Annotated in this window: 19 protein-coding genes; 18 read left to right on the forward strand and 1 reads right to left on the reverse strand. The window is 59.6% G+C overall.

Features of this window, described 5'->3' with window-relative positions:
• The first annotated feature begins 55 nt into the window (after positions 1-55).
• The 18 genes from mnmG (at position 56) to D886_RS27385 (ending at position 17,507) form a co-directional block, all read left to right on the forward strand.
• Positions 56-1,948 carry a tRNA uridine-5-carboxymethylaminomethyl(34) synthesis enzyme MnmG gene (mnmG, locus tag D886_RS0100700; RefSeq protein ID WP_027592073.1) on the forward strand — a complete coding sequence of 631 codons (1,893 nt, stop codon included), beginning with the start codon at positions 56-58 and terminating at the stop codon, positions 1,946-1,948.
• Positions 1,945-2,595 carry a 16S rRNA (guanine(527)-N(7))-methyltransferase RsmG gene (gene rsmG, locus D886_RS0100705; protein ID WP_027592074.1) on the forward strand — a complete coding sequence of 217 codons (651 nt, stop codon included), beginning with the start codon at positions 1,945-1,947 and terminating at the stop codon, positions 2,593-2,595. Before mnmG ends, rsmG begins: the two co-directional genes overlap by 4 nt.
• 18 nt (positions 2,596-2,613) lie before the next feature.
• Positions 2,614-3,405 (forward strand): ParA family protein, encoded by a 792-nt coding sequence (locus D886_RS0100710; protein WP_027592075.1) that lies wholly within the window; start codon positions 2,614-2,616, stop codon positions 3,403-3,405.
• A gap of 9 nt (positions 3,406-3,414) precedes the next feature.
• A complete protein-coding gene (locus tag D886_RS0100715; RefSeq protein ID WP_027592076.1) occupies positions 3,415-4,287 on the forward strand; it encodes a ParB/RepB/Spo0J family partition protein in 873 nt (290 codons plus the stop codon).
• A 148-nt stretch (positions 4,288-4,435) separates the two neighbouring features.
• Complete coding sequence (locus D886_RS0100720; RefSeq protein WP_027592077.1) at positions 4,436-4,843, forward strand: F0F1 ATP synthase subunit I; 408 nt, start codon at positions 4,436-4,438, stop codon at positions 4,841-4,843.
• A 16-nt stretch (positions 4,844-4,859) separates the two neighbouring features.
• Positions 4,860-5,729, forward strand: coding sequence for a F0F1 ATP synthase subunit A (gene atpB, locus D886_RS0100725; RefSeq protein WP_016489912.1), 870 nt, complete (start codon positions 4,860-4,862; stop codon positions 5,727-5,729).
• A 142-nt stretch (positions 5,730-5,871) separates the two neighbouring features.
• Positions 5,872-6,129 carry a F0F1 ATP synthase subunit C gene (gene atpE, locus D886_RS0100730; protein WP_003097235.1) on the forward strand — a complete coding sequence of 86 codons (258 nt, stop codon included), beginning with the start codon at positions 5,872-5,874 and terminating at the stop codon, positions 6,127-6,129.
• 57 nt (positions 6,130-6,186) lie between these two features.
• On the forward strand, positions 6,187-6,657 hold the full coding sequence (locus D886_RS0100735) for a F0F1 ATP synthase subunit B (RefSeq protein WP_003253189.1): 471 nt from the start codon (positions 6,187-6,189) through the stop codon (positions 6,655-6,657).
• 12 nt (positions 6,658-6,669) lie between these two features.
• Positions 6,670-7,206 (forward strand): F0F1 ATP synthase subunit delta, encoded by a 537-nt coding sequence (locus D886_RS0100740; RefSeq protein ID WP_003253191.1) that lies wholly within the window; start codon positions 6,670-6,672, stop codon positions 7,204-7,206.
• Between the two features lie 21 nt (positions 7,207-7,227).
• Positions 7,228-8,772, forward strand: coding sequence for a F0F1 ATP synthase subunit alpha (atpA, locus tag D886_RS0100745; protein WP_027592078.1), 1,545 nt, complete (start codon positions 7,228-7,230; stop codon positions 8,770-8,772).
• A gap of 48 nt (positions 8,773-8,820) precedes the next feature.
• Entirely contained in the window at positions 8,821-9,681 is an 861-nt protein-coding gene (gene atpG, locus D886_RS0100750; protein WP_016489911.1) for a F0F1 ATP synthase subunit gamma, read from the forward strand.
• A gap of 27 nt (positions 9,682-9,708) precedes the next feature.
• Entirely contained in the window at positions 9,709-11,085 is a 1,377-nt protein-coding gene (gene atpD / locus D886_RS0100755; RefSeq protein ID WP_016489910.1) for a F0F1 ATP synthase subunit beta, read from the forward strand.
• Between the two features lie 43 nt (positions 11,086-11,128).
• Positions 11,129-11,548 (forward strand): F0F1 ATP synthase subunit epsilon, encoded by a 420-nt coding sequence (locus D886_RS0100760; RefSeq protein ID WP_016489909.1) that lies wholly within the window; start codon positions 11,129-11,131, stop codon positions 11,546-11,548.
• Positions 11,549-11,670: 122 nt separating this feature from the next.
• A complete protein-coding gene (glmU, locus tag D886_RS0100765) occupies positions 11,671-13,038 on the forward strand; it encodes a bifunctional UDP-N-acetylglucosamine diphosphorylase/glucosamine-1-phosphate N-acetyltransferase GlmU (protein WP_027592079.1) in 1,368 nt (455 codons plus the stop codon).
• 176 nt (positions 13,039-13,214) lie between these two features.
• Positions 13,215-13,991: a DeoR/GlpR family DNA-binding transcription regulator gene (locus D886_RS0100770; protein WP_027592080.1), complete on the forward strand. Its 777-nt coding sequence runs from the start codon at positions 13,215-13,217 to the stop codon at positions 13,989-13,991.
• Between the two features lie 2 nt (positions 13,992-13,993).
• Positions 13,994-15,829: a glutamine--fructose-6-phosphate transaminase (isomerizing) gene (glmS, locus tag D886_RS0100775; protein WP_027592081.1), complete on the forward strand. Its 1,836-nt coding sequence runs from the start codon at positions 13,994-13,996 to the stop codon at positions 15,827-15,829.
• Positions 15,830-16,186: 357 nt separating this feature from the next.
• The gene (locus D886_RS0100780) at positions 16,187-16,600 is read left to right on the forward strand and encodes a hypothetical protein (RefSeq protein ID WP_081717437.1); all 414 of its coding nucleotides are present in this window, start codon (positions 16,187-16,189) and stop codon (positions 16,598-16,600) included.
• A 181-nt stretch (positions 16,601-16,781) separates the two neighbouring features.
• On the forward strand, positions 16,782-17,507 hold the full coding sequence (locus D886_RS27385; RefSeq protein ID WP_050580709.1) for a DUF2182 domain-containing protein: 726 nt from the start codon (positions 16,782-16,784) through the stop codon (positions 17,505-17,507).
• A 20-nt stretch (positions 17,508-17,527) separates the two neighbouring features.
• Here the strand turns inward: D886_RS27385 and D886_RS0100790 are convergent, their stop codons facing one another.
• Complete coding sequence (locus D886_RS0100790; RefSeq protein WP_027592083.1) at positions 17,528-19,135, reverse strand: tyrosinase family protein; 1,608 nt, start codon at positions 19,133-19,135, stop codon at positions 17,528-17,530.
• Between the last annotated feature and the right edge of the window lie 64 nt (positions 19,136-19,199).

Genomic DNA, 19,199 nt, shown 5'->3' on the forward strand with positions numbered 1-19,199 from the left:
CCCTATACTTGTCCGCTTACCTTCTCTATTCGCAAAAACAGGCACGAGGTGCGTGGTGGATTTCCCTTCCCGTTTTGAAGTGATCGTCATCGGCGGCGGCCATGCCGGTACCGAGGCTGCGCTTGCGTCTGCACGCATGGGTGTGAAAACCCTGCTGCTGACCCATAACGTGGAAACCCTCGGTCACATGAGCTGCAACCCCGCGATTGGCGGTATTGGCAAAAGCCATCTGGTCAAAGAGATCGATGCGCTCGGCGGTGCCATGGCATTGGCCACCGACAAGAGCGGCATCCAGTTCCGCGTTTTGAACAACCGCAAAGGCCCGGCCGTACGCGCCACCCGAGCGCAAGCTGACCGCGCCATTTACAAGGCTGTGGTTCGCGAAATCCTGGAAAACCAGCCAAACCTGTGGATATTCCAGCAGTCCTGCGACGACCTGATCGTCGAACAGGACCAAGTCAAAGGCGTGGTGACCCAGATGGGCCTGCGCTTCTTCGCCGACGCCGTGGTGCTGACGACCGGGACCTTCCTCGGTGGCCTTATCCACATCGGTTTGCAAAACCATTCCGGCGGTCGCGCCGGCGATCCGCCTTCGATTGCCCTGGCGCACCGCATGCGTGAACTGCCGCTGCGCGTAGGCCGTTTGAAAACCGGTACCCCGCCGCGTATCGATGGCCGGTCGGTAGACTTCTCGGTCATGACCGAGCAACCGGGCGATACGCCGATCCCGGTCATGTCGTTCATGGGCAACGCGCAGATGCATCCGCGCCAGGTGAGCTGCTGGATTACCCACACCAACGCCCGCACCCACGAAATCATCGCGTCGAACCTCGACCGTTCGCCGATGTACTCGGGTGTGATCGAAGGTGTTGGCCCGCGCTACTGCCCATCGATCGAAGACAAGATCCACCGTTTTGCCGACAAGGAAAGCCACCAGGTATTCATCGAGCCGGAAGGCCTGAACACCCATGAGCTGTACCCCAACGGCATCTCGACGTCGCTGCCGTTCGACGTGCAGCTGGAGCTGGTGCGCTCGATTCGCGGCATGGAAAACGCCCACATCGTGCGCCCGGGCTACGCCATCGAGTACGACTACTTCGACCCGCGTGACCTGAAGTACAGCCTCGAGACAAAAGTCATCGGCGGCCTGTTCTTCGCTGGCCAGATCAACGGCACCACCGGTTACGAAGAAGCCGGTGCACAAGGCCTGTTGGCCGGTACCAACGCTGCACTGCGTGCGCAAGGCCGCGAAAGCTGGTGCCCGCGCCGCGACGAGGCGTACATCGGCGTACTGGTCGACGACCTGATCACCCTGGGTACCCAGGAGCCGTACCGCATGTTCACCTCGCGTGCCGAGTACCGGCTGATCCTGCGCGAAGACAACGCCGACCTGCGCCTGACCGAAAAAGGCCGCGAACTGGGCCTGATCGATGACCAGCGTTGGGCCGCGTTCTGCGCCAAGCGTGATGGCATCGAGCGTGAGGAACAGCGCCTGAAGTCGACTTGGGTTCGCCCGAATACGCCGCAGGGCCAGGCAGTTGTGGATAAGTTCGGCACGCCGTTGAGCCACGAATACAGCCTGCTCAACCTGTTGGCGCGGCCGGAAATCGACTACGCCGGCCTGATCGAGGCCACCGGTGGTGATGAAATTGATCCACAGGTTGCCGAGCAGGTCGAGATCAAGACCAAGTACGCGGGCTACATCGACCGCCAGCAGGACGAAATCGCTCGGCTGCGCGCCAGCGAAGACACCCGCCTGCCTGTGGATATCGACTACACCACGATTTCTGGCCTGTCGAAGGAAATCCAGGGCAAGCTTGGCCAGACCCGTCCCGAGACGTTGGGCCAGGCTTCGCGTATCCCTGGTGTGACACCAGCGGCCATTTCGCTGCTGCTGATTCATCTGAAAAAACGCGGCGCTGGCCGCGAATTGGAGCAAAGCGCTTGAGTGCCCTGGTCACCCCGCAACACGCCGAAGAATTGTCCACAGGCGCGCGCCAGCTCGGCATCGAGCTGAGCGCCCAGCAGCACGAGATGCTGCTGGGCTACCTGGCCCTGTTGATCAAATGGAACAAGGCCTACAACCTGACTGCCGTGCGTGATCCGGACGAGATGGTTTCGCGGCATCTGCTCGACAGCCTCAGCGTCATGTCGTTTATCCACAGCGAGCGCGATAACTGGCTGGATGTCGGCAGTGGGGGTGGCATGCCAGGCATACCCTTGGCTATCCTGCACCCGCACAAGCAAGTGACGGTTCTGGACAGCAATGGCAAGAAGACCCGCTTCCTGACCCAGGTCAAAATGGAACTCAAGCTGGACAACCTGCAGGTTATCCACAGCCGGGTCGAAGCATTCAAACCGGCGCAACCGTTCAGCGGAATCATCTCTCGTGCCTTCAGCAGCATGGAGAACTTCACCAACTGGACCCGCCATCTGGGCGACACCGGGACGCAATGGCTTGCAATGAAGGGGCTGCATCCTTCCGATGAACTGGTAGCATTGCCCGCAGACTTCACAGTGGAAAGCGAGCAGGCCCTGACCGTTCCGGGTTGCCAGGGCCAGCGCCATCTGCTGATACTGCGCCGCAAGGCATGACTGGGAACACGCGCATCAATGGCTAAGGTATTCGCAATCGCGAACCAGAAAGGTGGTGTGGGCAAGACCACCACCTGTATCAATCTCGCCGCTTCGCTGGCCGCGACCAAACGTCGTGTGCTGCTGATCGACCTCGATCCGCAAGGCAACGCCACCATGGGCAGCGGTGTCGACAAGCACGAGCTCGAGCACTCGGTATACGACCTGCTGATCGGGGAATGCGACCTGGCTCAGGCCATGCATTACTCCGAGCACGGTGGTTTCCAGCTGTTGCCGGCCAACCGTGACCTGACCGCCGCCGAAGTGGTGCTGCTGGAAATGCAGGTCAAGGAAAGCCGCCTGCGCAACGCCCTGGCGCCGATCCGCGAGAACTACGACTTCATTCTCATCGACTGTCCGCCGTCGTTGTCGATGCTGACGCTGAACGCGTTGGTGGCCTCCGATGGCGTCATCATCCCCATGCAGTGCGAGTACTACGCACTGGAAGGTCTCAGTGACCTTGTGGATAACATCAAGCGCATCGCCGCCCGGTTGAACCCGGAGCTGAAGATCGAAGGCCTGTTGCGGACCATGTTCGACCCGCGCCTGAGCCTGAACAACGATGTTTCGGCCCAGCTCAAGGAACACTTCGGCGAGCAGCTGTACGACACGGTCATCCCGCGCAACATTCGCCTGGCCGAGGCCCCAAGCTTCGGCATGCCGGCCCTGGCCTACGACAAGCAATCGCGTGGCGCGCTGGCTTATCTGGCCCTGGCTGGGGAACTGGTACGCCGTCAGCGCCGTCCATCCCGCACTGCACAAACAACTTAAGGAATCCGTATGGCCGTTAAGAAACGGGGTCTCGGACGTGGGTTGGATGCACTGCTCAGTGGTCCTTCCGTCAGCGCGCTCGAAGAGCAGGCTGTCAAGATCGACCAGAAAGAACTGCAACACCTGCCGGTCGAGCTGATTCAACGTGGCAAGTACCAGCCACGTCGCGACATGGACCCGGTGGCGCTGGAAGAACTCGCGCATTCGATCCGCACCCATGGCGTGATGCAGCCGATCGTGGTTCGCCCGATTGCCGACAACCGCTACGAGATCATCGCCGGTGAGCGCCGTTGGCGCGCCACCCAGCAGGCTGGCCTGGACACCGTGCCGGCCATGGTCCGCGAAGTGCCGGACGAAACGGCCATCGCCATGGCGCTGATCGAAAACATCCAGCGCGAAGACCTCAACCCCCTGGAAGAGGCCCTCGCGCTGCAGCGCCTGCAGCAGGAGTTCGAACTGACCCAGCAGCAGGTAGCGGATGCCGTGGGCAAGTCGCGGGTTACCGTGGCCAACCTGCTGCGCCTGATCACCCTGCCTGAAGCGATCAAGACCATGCTCGCCCATGGAGACCTGGAGATGGGTCATGCGCGCGCTTTGCTCGGTCTTGAAGAGCATCGTCAGGAAGAGGGGGCGCGTCATGTTGTCGCACGTGGCCTCACCGTGCGCCAAACCGAGGCACTGGTGCGTCAGTGGCTCAGCGACAAGCCTGATCCGGTCGAACCGAGCAAACCTGATCCGGATATCGCACGCCTTGAACAGCGGCTCGCAGAGCGCCTGGGCTCTGCCGTACAGATCCGTCATGGCAACAAGGGCAAGGGCCAGTTGGTTATTCGCTATAACTCGCTTGACGAGTTGCAAGGCGTCCTTGCTCACATCCGCTGAAACAATTCCTGTTGTAGCGCGCAGTCGGAAATCACTACGAAGAGTTGAATAGGGGTTAATCCACCCCTATACTCTGCGCGCATTTTGTCGGCACAAATTATGCCAAGTCATAGCTGACTTGTTGGTCGACTTCCGAGGAGCAGTTGTGATGGAAATACGCACGCCAAACCGCTTGCCTTTCCATCGCTGGGCGGTTTTTCCGGTACTGCTGACTCAATGTGTTGTACTGCTGTTGGCAACGTTGGTGTTGTGGCAGTGGAAAGGGGCGGTCAGTGGATATTCAGGTCTCTGCGGAGGTTTGATTGCCTGGCTACCCAATGTGTATTTCGCCTGGAAGGCATTTCGCTTCAGCGGAGCCCGGGCAGCGCAGGCCATCGTCAAGTCGTTCTACGCTGGCGAGGCAGGCAAAATGATTTTGACGGCAGTGCTGTTTGCACTGACCTTCGCAGGAGTGAAGCCATTGGCGCCGTTAGCAGTATTCGGCGTCTTCCTGCTGACCCTAATGGTCAGCTGGTTCGCGCCACTGCTAATGAATAAAAGACTTTCGAGACCTTAGGGCGTTTGAGGCAACCATGGCAGCAGAAACCGCTTCGGGCTATATCCAGCACCACTTGCAGAACCTGACCTACGGTCAACTACCAGACGGCAGCTGGGGCTTCGCCCATTCGGCTGCAGAAGCCAAGGCAATGGGCTTCTGGGCGTTCCACCTGGACACCCTGGGCTGGTCCGTTGCGCTGGGTCTGATCTTCCTGTTCATCTTCCGCATGGCGGCGAAGAAGGCGACCTCCGGCCAACCTGGCGGTCTGCAGAACTTCGTCGAAGTGATGGTCGACTTCGTCAACGGCAGCGTGAAGGATTCCTTCCACGGCCGTAGCCCGGTGATCGCACCGCTGGCGCTGACCATCTTCGTCTGGGTATTCCTGATGAACGCCGTCGACCTGGTACCGGTCGACTGGATTCCTCAGCTGGCCATCCTGATCTCCGGTGATCCGCACATTCCGTTCCGCGCCGTGTCGACCACCGACCCGAACGCGACCCTGGCCATGGCCTTCAGCGTGTTCGCCCTGATCATCTTCTACAGCATCAAGGTCAAGGGCCTGGGCGGCTTCATCGGTGAGCTGACCCTGCACCCGTTCGGCAGCAAGAACATCTTTGTTCAGATCCTGCTGATCCCGGTGAACTTCCTGCTCGAATTCGTCACCCTGATCGCCAAGCCGATCTCGCTGGCCCTGCGTCTGTTCGGCAACATGTACGCCGGTGAGCTGGTGTTCATCCTGATCGCCGTCATGTTCGGCTCCGGCCTGCTCTGGCTGAGCGGCCTGGGTGTGGTGCTGCAATGGGCGTGGGCTGTGTTCCACATCCTGATCATCACCCTGCAAGCTTTCATCTTCATGATGCTGACCATCGTCTACCTGTCGATGGCGCACGAAGATAACCATTAAGACCGCCTGGCGTGTCTGATAGCCTTCCTCGCCGGTACGGGGGGAGGGCTTAAAAAGTCCGCAAGGGCAGCTGTACTCACGATTTGTTTTACCGCTTCAAACTAAAAACCTAACCAATACGACGTAAAAGTCGGGAGGAAAGATGGAAACTGTAGTTGGTCTGACCGCTATCGCTGTTGCTCTGCTGATCGGCCTGGGTGCTCTGGGTACCGCCATTGGTTTCGGCCTGCTGGGCGGCAAGTTCCTGGAAGGCGCTGCTCGTCAACCAGAAATGGTTCCGATGCTGCAGGTTAAAATGTTCATCGTTGCCGGTCTGCTCGACGCCGTAACCATGATCGGTGTTGGTATCGCTCTGTTCTTCACCTTCGCGAATCCGTTCGTTGGTCAGATCGCCGGCTAATCACTCGTCACCACGAGTTGATTTGCTGTATGAATTAAGACCGAGCGAGGTGTTGGCGTGAACATTAATGCAACCCTGATTGGCCAATCCGTTGCTTTCCTGATTTTTGTACTCTTCTGCATGAAGTACGTATGGCCTCCGGTCATCACTGCTCTGCAAGAGCGCCAAAAGAAGATTGCCGATGGCTTGGACGCTGCCAACCGCGCAGCTCGCGACCTGGAGCTGGCCCAAGAGAAAGCGGGTCAGCAACTGCGTGAAGCTAAAGCACAGGCAGCCGAAATCATTGAGCAAAGCAAGAAACGCGCTGCTCAGCTTGTCGAGGAAGCCCGTGAACAGGCCCGCGTCGAAGCTGACCGTGTGAAGGCTCAGGCTCTGGCCGAGATCGAACAGGAACTGAACAGCGCTAAAGACGCCCTGCGTGCCCAAGTGGGTGCTCTGGCCGTTGGCGGTGCTGAAAAGATCCTTGGCGCCACAATCGATCAAAACGCGCATGCGGAGCTGGTTAACAAACTGGCCGCTGAAATTTAAGCGAGGGCGATCATGGCAGAACTGACCACGTTGGCCCGACCTTACGCTAAGGCTGCCTTTGAGCATGCCCAGGCCCATCAGCAACTGGCCAATTGGTCAGCCATGCTCGGCCTGGCTGCTGCGGTGTCGCAAGACGACACCATGCAGCGCCTGCTCAAGGCCCCGCGACTGACGAGCGCAGAAAAGGCCGCCACGTTCATTGACGTGTGCGGTGACAAGTTCAATGCACAGGCACAGAATTTCATTCATGTTGCCGCGGAAAACGACCGTCTCCTGCTTCTGCCGGAGATTGCCGCTCTGTTCGACCTGTACAAGGCCGAGCAAGAGAAATCCGTGGACGTGGAAGTCACCAGTGCCTTCGCGTTGAACCAAGAACAGCAAGACAAACTCGCCAAGGTTCTCAGTGCACGGTTAGGCCAGGAAGTGCGCCTGCACGCGTCGGAGGATGCCAGCCTGATTGGCGGCGTCGTCATCCGCGCTGGTGACCTGGTAATCGATGGCTCTGTTCGCGGCAAAATCGCGAAACTGGCCGAAGCATTGAAATCTTGAGTTTGAAGGGGCAGCAGAGCAATGCAGCAACTCAATCCTTCCGAAATTAGTGAAATCATCAAGGGCCGCATCGACAACCTCGATGTGAGCTCCCAAGCCCGTAACGAAGGTACCGTCGTTTCGGTTTCCGACGGTATCGTGCGGATCCACGGTCTGGCCGACGTCATGTACGGCGAAATGATCGAGTTCCCTGGCGGCGTCTACGGTATGGCACTGAACCTGGAGCAAGACTCCGTTGGTGCAGTGATCCTGGGTGCATACGACACCCTCGCCGAAGGCATGAGCGCCAAGTGCACCGGCCGCATCCTGGAAGTTCCGGTTGGTAAGGAACTGCTGGGTCGCGTCGTCGACGCACTGGGCAACCCGATCGACGGCAAAGGCCCGCTGGGCAACACTCAGACCGACGCGGTCGAGAAAGTTGCTCCAGGCGTGATCTGGCGTAAGTCGGTAGACCAGCCTGTACAGACTGGCTACAAGTCCGTTGACGCCATGATCCCTGTCGGCCGTGGCCAGCGTGAGCTGATCATCGGTGACCGTCAGATCGGCAAGACCGCCATGGCCATCGACGCCATCATCAACCAGAAAGACTCCGGTATTTTCTGTGTGTATGTTGCTGTCGGCCAGAAGCGTTCCACCGTTGCCAACATCGTTCGCAAGCTGGAAGAAAACGACGCACTGAAAAACACCATCGTGGTGGTTGCCAGTGCTTCGGAATCCGCCGCACTGCAATTCCTGGCGCCATACGCCGGTTGCACCATGGGCGAGTTCTTCCGTGACCGCGGTGAAGACGCACTGATCGTTTACGATGACCTGTCCAAGCAGGCCGTTGCCTACCGTCAGATCTCCCTGCTGCTGCGCCGTCCACCAGGACGTGAAGCGTACCCAGGCGACGTGTTCTATCTCCACTCCCGTCTGCTGGAGCGTGCATCGCGCGTTTCGGAAGAGTACGTCGAGAAGTTCACCAACGGTGCTGTGACTGGCAAAACCGGTTCCCTGACCGCGCTGCCGATCATCGAAACCCAGGCTGGCGACGTTTCCGCGTTCGTTCCGACCAACGTGATCTCGATCACCGACGGTCAGATCTTCCTGGAATCGGCCATGTTCAACTCGGGCATCCGCCCTGCAGTGAACGCCGGTGTTTCGGTATCCCGCGTAGGTGGTGCCGCTCAGACCAAGATCATCAAGAAGCTGTCCGGTGGTATTCGTACCGCTCTGGCTCAGTACCGTGAACTGGCTGCATTCGCCCAGTTCGCTTCCGATCTGGACGAAGCGACCCGCAAGCAGCTGGAGCATGGTCAGCGCGTTACCGAGCTGATGAAGCAGAAGCAGTACGCGCCAATGTCCATCGCGGACATGGCCCTGTCGCTGTACGCCGCTGAGCGTGGTTTCCTGACTGACGTAGAAGTCTCCAAGATCGGTAGCTTCGAGCAAGCACTGATCGCCTTCTTCAACCGTGATCACGCTGAACTGATGGCGAAGATCAACGTGAAGGGTGACTTCAACGACGAAATCGACGCTGGCCTGAAAGCCGGTATCGAGAAGTTCAAGGCCACCCAGACCTGGTAAGCCGCAGCGGGGGCCCAGGCCCCCGCTTGCTAACCTGATAGGTGATACATGGCAGGCGCAAAAGAGATTCGCAGTAAGATTGCGAGCATCAAAAGCACGCAAAAAATTACCAGCGCCATGGAGAAAGTGGCGGTCAGCAAAATGCGCAAGGCACAAATGCGCATGGCTGCTAGCCGTCCTTACGCGGAGCGTATCCGCCAGGTGATCGGTCATCTGGCCAACGCCAACCCGGAATACCGCCACCCTTTCATGATCGAGCGCCCTGTTAAGCGCACCGGTTATATCGTGGTGAGCAGTGACCGTGGTCTGTGCGGTGGCTTGAACACCAACCTGTTCAAGGCCCTGGTCAAGGACATGAACGCAAACCGCGAACAGGGCGTGGAAATCGACCTGTGCGTGATCGGCAGCAAGGGTGCGACTTTCTTCCGCATCTTTGGCGGCAACGTCGTAGCCGCGATCAGCCACCTGGGCGAAGAGCCATCGATCAACGATCTGATCGGCTCCGTCAAAGTGATGCTGGACGCCTACCTGGACGGCCGTATCGATCGCCTCTCCGTGGTTTCGAACAAGTTCATCAATACCATGACCCAGAAGCCAACGGTCGAGCAATTGGTACCGTTGGTGGCAACCCCGGATCAGGATCTCAAGCATCACTGGGATTACCTGTACGAACCCGACGCAAAAGAGCTGCTGGACGGCTTGATGGTGCGTTATGTGGAGTCGCAGGTTTACCAGGCGGTGGTCGAGAACAACGCTGCTGAACAAGCGGCCCGGATGATCGCCATGAAGAACGCCACAGACAACGCCGGTGATTTGATCAAAGAGCTTCAGTTGATCTACAACAAGGCGCGTCAGGCTGCGATCACCCAGGAGATCTCGGAAATCGTCGGCGGCGCTGCCGCGGTTTAACGGTTCACATATTCAGAGGATCCAGCTATGAGTAGCGGACGTATCGTTCAAATCATCGGCGCCGTCATCGACGTGGAATTCCCACGTGACGTCGTGCCGAGTGTATACAACGCGCTGAAAGTACAAGGCGCGGAAACCACCCTCGAAGTTCAGCAGCAGCTGGGCGACGGCGTGGTTCGTACTATTGCGATGGGCTCGACCGAAGGCTTGAAGCGCGGTCTGGATGTCGTCGACACCGGCGCTGCCATTTCCGTTCCTGTTGGTAAGGCCACCCTGGGCCGTATCATGGACGTACTGGGCAACCCGATCGACGAAGCCGGCCCGATCGGTGAAGAAGAGCGTCGCGGTATCCACCAGCCAGCGCCTTCGTTCGCTGACCAGGCAGGCGGCAACGACCTGCTGGAAACCGGCATCAAGGTTATCGACCTGGTTTGCCCGTTCGCCAAGGGTGGTAAAGTTGGTCTGTTCGGTGGTGCCGGTGTCGGCAAGACCGTAAACATGATGGAACTGATCCGTAACATCGCCATGGAACACAGCGGTTACTCCGTGTTCGCTGGTGTGGGTGAGCGTACTCGTGAGGGTAACGACTTCTACCACGAGATGAAGGACTCCAACGTTCTCGACAAAGTAGCGCTGGTCTACGGTCAGATGAACGAGCCACCAGGAAACCGTCTGCGCGTAGCGCTGACCGGCCTGACCATGGCTGAGAAGTTCCGTGACGAAGGTAACGACGTTCTGCTGTTCGTCGACAACATCTATCGTTACACCCTGGCCGGTACTGAAGTATCCGCACTGCTGGGCCGTATGCCTTCGGCAGTAGGTTACCAGCCGACCCTGGCTGAAGAGATGGGCGTTCTGCAAGAGCGCATCACCTCCACCAAGGAAGGTTCGATCACCTCCGTCCAGGCCGTATACGTACCTGCGGACGACTTGACCGACCCGTCGCCAGCGACCACCTTCGCCCACTTGGACGCCACCGTCGTTCTGTCCCGTGACATCGCCTCCCTGGGTATCTACCCAGCGGTCGACCCACTGGACTCGACTTCGCGCCAGCTGGACCCGAACGTGATCGGCAACGAGCACTACGACACCGCGCGTGGCGTTCAGTATGTTCTGCAGCGCTACAAAGAGCTGAAAGACATCATCGCCATCCTGGGTATGGACGAACTGTCCGAGACCGACAAGCAACTGGTAGCCCGCGCTCGTAAGATCCAGCGCTTCCTGTCGCAGCCGTTCTTCGTGGCCGAAGTCTTCACCGGTTCGCCAGGCAAGTACGTTTCTCTGAAAGACACCATCGCTGGCTTCAGCGGCATCCTCAAAGGTGACTACGACCACCTGCCAGAACAAGCGTTCTACATGGTCGGCAGCATCGACGAAGCGATCGAGAAAGCCAAGAAACTGTAATTCCTGCGCCCCGCAAGGGGCGCTATCAGGTTGAGGCAAGCAGATGGCTATGACAGTCCATTGCGATATCGTCAGCGCGGAAGGAGAGATTTTCTCCGGTCTGGTCGAGATGGTGGTTGCGCACGGTAACCTGGGTGATCTTGGTATCGCTCCGGGCCACGCGCCGCTGATCACCAATCTGAAGCCAGGTCCGATCACGCTGACCAAGCAGGGTGGCGCCCAAGAGGTGTTTTACATCTCTGGTGGTTTCCTCGAGGTTCAGCCGAACATGGTCAAGGTGCTTGCCGATACCGTGCAACGTGCTGCAGACCTGGATGAAGCTCAGGCTCAGGAAGCCCTCAAGGCTGCCGAGAACGCCCTGAATCTGAAAGGCGCGGACTTCGACTACGGCGCCGCCGCCGCACGTCTGGCCGAGGCCGCAGCTCAGCTGCGTACCGTCCAGCAAATGCGCAAAGGCAAGTAATCGGCCCTGGGCTGATCACTTCTGTTGCGATTGAGTAAAAGGGTAGCCTCGGCTACCCTTTTTCTTTTTCCGAATTTCTCCCCCCGGTCATTTCACTGACCGCCCAGGATTGGTAGCCAGTAATGTCACTCGATATCGTTATTCTCGCCGCCGGCCAAGGTACCCGCATGCGCTCGGCGCTGCCCAAGGTGCTGCACCCGGTTGCCGGCAACTCCATGCTTGGCCATGTTATCCACAGCGCGCGTCAGCTCCAGCCGCAAGGTATTCACGTGGTCATTGGCCATGGTGCCGAGCAGGTGCGTGAGCGCCTGGCAGCTGACGATCTGAACTTTGTCATGCAGGACAAGCAGCTGGGTACAGGCCATGCCGTGGCCCAGGCGCTGCCAGCATTGACCGCTGACACCGTACTGGTGCTGTACGGTGATGTGCCGTTGATTGAAGTGGAGACCTTGCAGCGCCTGTTGGCCAAGGCCAATGATCAACAGCTGGGCTTGCTCACGGTCACCCTCGAAGACCCGACCGGCTATGGCCGTATCGTGCGTGACGAGCAGGGCAAGGTGACGGCCATCGTTGAGCACAAGGATGCCAGCGACGCGCAGAAAGCGATCAAGGAAGGCAACACCGGCATTCTGGCCCTGCCTGCGGCGCGCCTGGCGGACTGGATGAGCCGCTTGTCGAATAACAATGCCCAAGGCGAGTACTACCTGACCGACGTCATCGCCATGGCGGTGTCCGATGGCCTGGTGGTTGCCACCGAGCAACCTGAAGACCCGATGGAAGTGCAGGGCGCCAACGACCGTCGCCAGCTGTCCGAGCTCGAGCGCCACTATCAGCTGCGCGCAGGCCGCCGCCTGATGGCCCAGGGCGTCACCCTGCGTGACCCGGCGCGGTTCGATGTACGGGGTGAAGTGACCGTTGGTCGCGATGTGCTGATCGACATCAACGTGATCCTAGAAGGCCAGGTGGTCATCGAAGACGGCGTAGAGATCGGCCCCAACTGCGTGATCAAGAACAGCACCCTGCGCAAGGGTGTGGTGGTCAAGGCTAACAGCCACATCGAAGGTGCGGTGATGGGCGAGGGCAGCGATGCCGGCCCGTTCGCTCGCCTGCGCCCCGGCAGCGTGCTGGATGCCAAGGCCCATGTGGGTAACTTCGTCGAGCTGAAAAACGCTCACTTGGGCGAAGGCGCCAAGGCAGGCCACCTGAGCTACCTGGGCGACGCCGAAATCGGCGCGCGCACCAACATCGGCGCTGGCACCATCACCTGCAACTATGATGGCGCCAACAAGTTCAAGACCGTGATGGGTGAGGACGTGTTCATCGGTTCGAACAACTCACTGGTGGCGCCTGTGGAAATCAAGGCCGGCGCGACCACGGCAGCCGGTTCGACTATCACCCAGACCGTCGAAGCCGCCGACCTGGCTGTGGGCCGCGCGCGCCAGCGAAACATCTCGGGCTGGAAGCGGCCGGAGAAGATTAAGAAGAGCTGAGTTATACACAGCTGTTCGATCGAAAGCCGACTTATGTGAATAAGTCGGCTTTTTTTTGGGCGTGAGTTGCGCTCCTACAAGGGTGAAACTATCCACAGGGCAGCAACTGCTTGACGAAACGAGCGTCTTAGGTTTTGATTGCAACCATTATCTTTCGAAACGAAACTTAAGCACTCATGTCGAAACGTAACACGCCTCAACGCCGCCACAACATCCTGGCCATGCTCAGTGAGCAAGGGGAGGTGAGTGTGGATGCATTGGCCAAGCGCTTCGAAACCTCGGAAGTGACCATTCGCAAAGACCTCGCCGCCCTGGAAACCAACGGCCTGTTGCTACGCCGCTATGGCGGTGCGGTACCGGTGCCGCAAGAGCTGCTCGGTGAGCCGGCCCAGCCCGTGTCTGCCTACAAGAAGGCCATTGCCCGCGCGGCGGTAGGGCGTATCCGCGAACATGCGCGGATCATCATCGACAGTGGCAGCACCACTGCCGCGATGATTCCCGAGCTGGGCCGACAGCCTGGCCTGGTGGTGATGACCAATTCCTTGAACGTGGCCCGCGCCATCAGCGATCTCGAGCATGAGCCTGTACTGCTGATGACCGGTGGTACCTGGGACCCGCACTCCGAGTCGTTCCAGGGGCAGGTTGCCGAGCAGGTGCTGCGCTCCTACGATTTCGATCAGCTGTTCATCGGTGCCGATGGCATCGACCTCAACCGGGGCACCACCACCTTCAATGAGCTGCTGGGCCTGAGCCGAGTCATGGCCGAGGTCGCCCGTGAGGTGATCGTGATGGTCGAGTCCGACAAGGTGGGGCGCAAAATCCCCAACCTTGAGCTGCCGTGGGGCAGCGTGAATACCCTCATTACTGACGAACGCCTGCCCGCAGCGGCACGCGAACAAATTCAAGCCCGCGGCATCAACCTGATTTGCGCCGCGATCAGCCAGGAGCAATGAACATGTGTGGAATCGTTGGTGCCGTAGCCGAACGTAATATCACCGCCATCCTGATCGAAGGCCTCAAGCGCCTTGAGTACCGCGGGTACGACAGTGCCGGCCTGGCGGTCTACAGCCAGCAGGGTGGGCTGGAGCGCCGCCGCCGGATTGGCAAGGTCAGCGAGTTGGAAGCTGCCGTGGCCGCCGAGCCGCTCGTCGGCCAGCTGGGTATCGCACACACGCGTTGGGCTACCCACGGCGCGCCAACCGAAGGCAATGCCCACCCACACTTCTCGGGCAGTGAATTGGCAGTCGTGCACAACGGCATCATCGAGAACCACGAAGAACTGCGTGAAGAGCTCAAAGGCCTCGGCTACGTGTTCACCTCGCAGACCGATACCGAAGTCATCGTCCACCTGATCCACCACACGCTCAAGACCGTTGCAGACCTGACCGACGCGCTGAAGGCTGCGGTGAAGCGCCTGCACGGTGCTTATGGCCTGGCCCTGATCAGCGCTAAACAGCCAGACCGCCTGGTAGCTGCCCGCAGCGGCAGCCCGCTGGTGATCGGCCTGGGCCTTGGCGAGAACTTCCTGGCCTCGGACCAGCTGGCCCTGCGCCAGGTCACCGATCGTTTCATGTACCTGGAAGAAGGCGATATCGCTGAAATCCGCCGTGACCAGGTCAGCATCTGGGACCAGGCTGGCAACCAGGTCCAGCGTGAAACCGTGCAGTATCACGAAGGTGCAGAAGCAGCGGACAAAGGTAACTACCGTCACTTCATGCTCAAGGAAATCCACGAGCAGCCAAGCGTGGTCCAGCGCACCCTGGAAGGCCGTCTGGGCAAAGACCACGTGCTGGTACAGGCCTTTGGCCCGAAAGCCGCCGACCTGTTCGCCAAAGTGCGCAACGTACAGATCGTTGCCTGCGGCACCAGCTACCACGCCGGCATGGTCGCCCGTTACTGGCTGGAAAGCCTGGCCGGCATCCCTTGCCAGGTTGAAGTCGCCAGCGAGTTCCGCTACCGCAAGGTGGTGGTGCAGCCCGACACCCTGTTCGTCTCGATCTCGCAATCCGGTGAGACTGCCGACACCCTGGCTGCCCTGCGCAACGCCAAGGAGCTGGGCTTCCTCGGCAGCCTGGCGATCTGCAACGTCGGCATCAGCTCGCTGGTGCGTGAATCCGACCTGACCCTGCTGACCCTGGCTGGCCCGGAAATCGGCGTTGCTTCGACCAAGGCGTTCACCACCCAGCTGGTCTCGCTGATGATGCTGACCCTGGCCCTGGGCCAGGTACGCGGCACCCTCGAAGCCGGTGTCGAAGCCGAGCTGGTTGAAGAATTGCGTCGCCTGCCGGCCCGCCTGGGCGAGGCACTGGCCATGGACGCAACTGTCGAGAAGATCGCCGAGCTGTTCGCCGACAAGCACCACACCCTGTTCCTGGGCCGCGGCGCCCAGTACCCGGTAGCGATGGAAGGCGCGCTCAAGCTCAAGGAAATCTCCTACATCCACGCCGAAGCCTACCCGGCAGGCGAGCTGAAGCACGGCCCGCTGGCACTTGTGGATAACGACATGCCAGTCGTGACTGTGGCGCCGAACAACGAACTGCTGGAGAAGCTCAAGTCCAACCTGCAGGAAGTGCGTGCCCGTGGCGGTGAGTTGGTGGTGTTTGCCGACGAGCACGCTGGCATGACCAACGGCGAAGGCACCCACGTGATCAAGGTGCCGCACATCGCTGACGCCCTGGCGCCAATCCTGTACACCATCCCGCTGCAGTTGCTGTCGTACTACGTGGCGGTGCTCAAGGGCACCGATGTTGACCAGCCGCGTAACTTGGCGAAGTCGGTGACGGTGGAATAAACCGACGGGCAACCGTTAAAAAGCACCGGCCCCGCTGTAATCAACAGCAGGAGCTGGTGCTTTTTTGCGCAATAAAACGGTTTTTGGTATAACTTTCGGCCGGTTCAAGGGATTGAACACATTCAAACGCGCCTCAAAGGAATGACTGATGCCTGCTGTCCCCCCTTCTTACTTCGCTGCCGCCGTCGTCCTGACAGGTAGTGCCCGATTTTCCGCAAGTCAGCCCAACGCCTAGCCATCGCCTATTCACCACGCCTGCATGTGCCCGCGAGGTTCGTATGGAACTGTCTGAAATTTCTCCAGTCAGGGTGTGCTCAAGGCCAAAGCACTTCTTCAATCATCTGTAAGGTTGTCCACATGAAAGCTCTTCGTAATTGCCTCTTCGCCGCGCTGCCTTTCGTAGCCCTTTCGGGTTGCGCGAATTTTGAGCAAACAATGCAGGAAATTCAGAAGGCGACCGCGCCAGTAGCCATCGATCAAAGCCTTGCAGAAATCTGCCGTGTCACGAAAGAAAACAAGGTTCGCGCAAACAGCCTGTACCGCGGCAAGACCTTCTCCACTAACGGTGAAGTCGCCATGATCAATCAAGGGCTCGAGGCGTATCGGGTAGTGCTGAGCGTTGGCGACGTGGATATCCACGCTGAATCGACCAACACCAGCATGGTCAATGCGCTTTCCGTTGGGAAAAAATCGAATGTTTCCGGTGTCGTGACACTGGTCGACTACGACTACAAGAACTGCCACATCTCGCTCAAGAACGCGACGTTCTAAAGCTGATAGCAGGCTGCGGCGCTCTTGTTTGCAGAGCGCTGCGGCACAGCCAGCGGAGCATCCAGGCGTCCCTGTCACCATCAGTCGGCGTACCGGCAAGCCTTAGCAACCTGCTCTATAGTCACTAGCGCGGCACAGGCAATGAGCCAGGCCGTCTAGCCGATGACAGGGAGGCCGTCTGATGGCGCGCCAGGCTAATGCGCCCCTGCCAGCATGGGTGCGCGACACCTGCAGTGATCCGCTCAAATGCGCGTTATGGGCTGCCAGCCTCGTTGCTTTTATCTGGATGGCGCTCAATAACGACAGCCACCACGATCTTGAATCGTTCTGTATTTCCGGCTCGCCCTCGATGTTGACCGAGGGATGGCTGAACCTGCGCCTCTATTATTCCAGCATGGACATCGCCGTCTTCACCGGTGCGGTGGGGTTGATGTTGGTCGCGATGATGCTGCCCGCGCTGCAGGGGCCATTGGCGCATCTGTGGCATCAATCAAGGCCCTACCACCGAGCGCCCGCTGTCGCGGCATTTCTGCTGGGGTATTTTGGCGTGTGGCTGGCGGGCAGTGCACTGCTGTTGATGATTGCGCTGTTGCTGGTTTCTTTCACCGGCTCGCAACTCGCAGCAGGGTTGCTGGCGCTGATAGGGGCAGGGGGGTGGCAGTTGTGCGCGTTCAGGGCGCGTTGCCTTTTGCGCTGCCATCGGCCCGCCAGCGTCGCCAACCCATTGGCCAAGGGGGCGCTGCATGGGGTGTGGTGCTACGCCACCTGTTGGCCGTTGATGCTGATTGCATTTTGCCTGCCGGCTGTTCATCTGCCCGTGATGATCGCCGGTGCAATCATCATTGCTTATGAGCGTAGGGACCGCAGCGTTCAAGCGCCTGAGCGCAGCACCCGAAGCCAGGCTTAGGATGCTGCGCCGGCGGTGGCTCAGTAGGTTTCCAGTTTGAATGGCACGTCAGCGGCTACAGCGTTGCTGCTATTGAGCAGATTGGCCCCCTCTGGCCGTTTGAGCACCGTGTCACGGGTCTGTACTTCCACTTCGATTGTGCCTTCATCAATCGCCGAGTTGTCGGCGTTGAGTGGCAGCTTGAAGGTAGCGGTGGCTTCCAGGTGGGTCTGGCAGTTCATGCAGCCTTCGACATGCCAGCGGCTGAGAATCGGCCGGGTCCCCAGGTATTCGCGCTTGCCATCGACCTTGGCGTAGGCGCTGATCAGGAACGAACCGCGGATCTTGCCCCGGTTGATGCGGCTGACCCGCAAGGTCTTGCCAGCGGGTTGCACGGCCTCGGCCTTGAACAGCAACGGCTTGTTGGGTTGGGCGTAGGCGTCCAGCGAGCCTTTGCCATAGCCATAGCCCAGCTGGGTTTCGATGTTGAAGCAGTCACGGGTGGTGAAGGGGCTGCCGTCGGCCTTCACGAACGGGTCAAGCGTGGTGTCCAGGCTCAGGATGGCATTCGGGTCCAGGCCTGCTGCCCCTGCTGGCGGTTGCACGCCATCGGGCTTGTAGTAGCTGGCGCCGGGATCGGTGGCATCGATGCTGAATTCATCAGTCGCGCCTTGCCGACGCTGCCAGGTCCAGAACACATAGTCGATGAAGCAGTGGTGGAAGAAGAAGATCGGGTCCAGGCCGGCGGTCTCGTTCTCGCCCATGTCGCCGTTGGCACCCGGGATCGCCGAATTGTTGCCTTGCCCCGGGTAGTCGAAGCCGCCGACGGCCAGGTGCATGAAGTTATGCGGCTCTTCCAGGGAGACATGGTGAGTGCCCGCTGGGTCAGCCTTGTTTTTCGCGGCGGCCGACGTGGTATTGGAGAACAGGGTGTAGGTGGGCGCGTCCAGGCAGTTTTCGAAGCGGGTGAACACCTCGCCACGCCACCTACCACCGATCTTGATCTTGCCGCTCAGCCAGGTACTGATGTTGCTATTGAGGTAGCCGATGTTCTGCTCTGGGTCTGGGAATTGCGCGTTATGGGCGTCGGTCTTCGCGCGGTCTTCATCAGTGCCCACCAAACCGGACAGCGGGTAACGCACCGTCTCGTAGCCTTCCGGCTTGCTGTAGATGATCGGCGTGTCCTCGACCTCGTCGGTGATGGCTTTCGGGAACACGAAGGAGCGCAGAGGGTTGTCGATCTTCTGGCCATCGAGCACGAAATATTCTTGGGTCAGGGCCGACGGGATACCGTTTTCCCGTGATGCATCGCTGCATTCATCCCAGAACGGCAAGGTCACGTCTTTGCAGCCGGGGATGCTGCGCAGCGCCTCTTCCAGGCGCCAGAGGTAGGCGCGGTGCCAGCTTGGGAACAGCACCGTCCCGTGCTGGCAGTAGCCGCCCCACCAGTTGGGGTCGGTCTTGCCCTTGTCACGGAATGGCTCGCCATGCAGGCCGCCGAGGGTGAAGAAGGAGTTTGGGTCGTTAGCGGGAAGATCCTTGATGCCCTTCCAGGCGCGGATCAGATTCTCAAGTTCTGCTTTTTTGCCTTGGTCGTAGTCGGCCTGGATATCGCTGAGCGAACGACGTACACGCGGGGTGGATGACATGGTGAACCTCCTTGTTGCCACTGGTCCCGAAAACTCGGGGGTTTACTGCTCCATCGTCCAGCAT

Source organism: Pseudomonas sp. LAIL14HWK12:I7, from assembly GCF_000483465.1.
GTDB lineage: Bacteria > Pseudomonadota > Gammaproteobacteria > Pseudomonadales > Pseudomonadaceae > Aquipseudomonas > Aquipseudomonas kermanshahensis.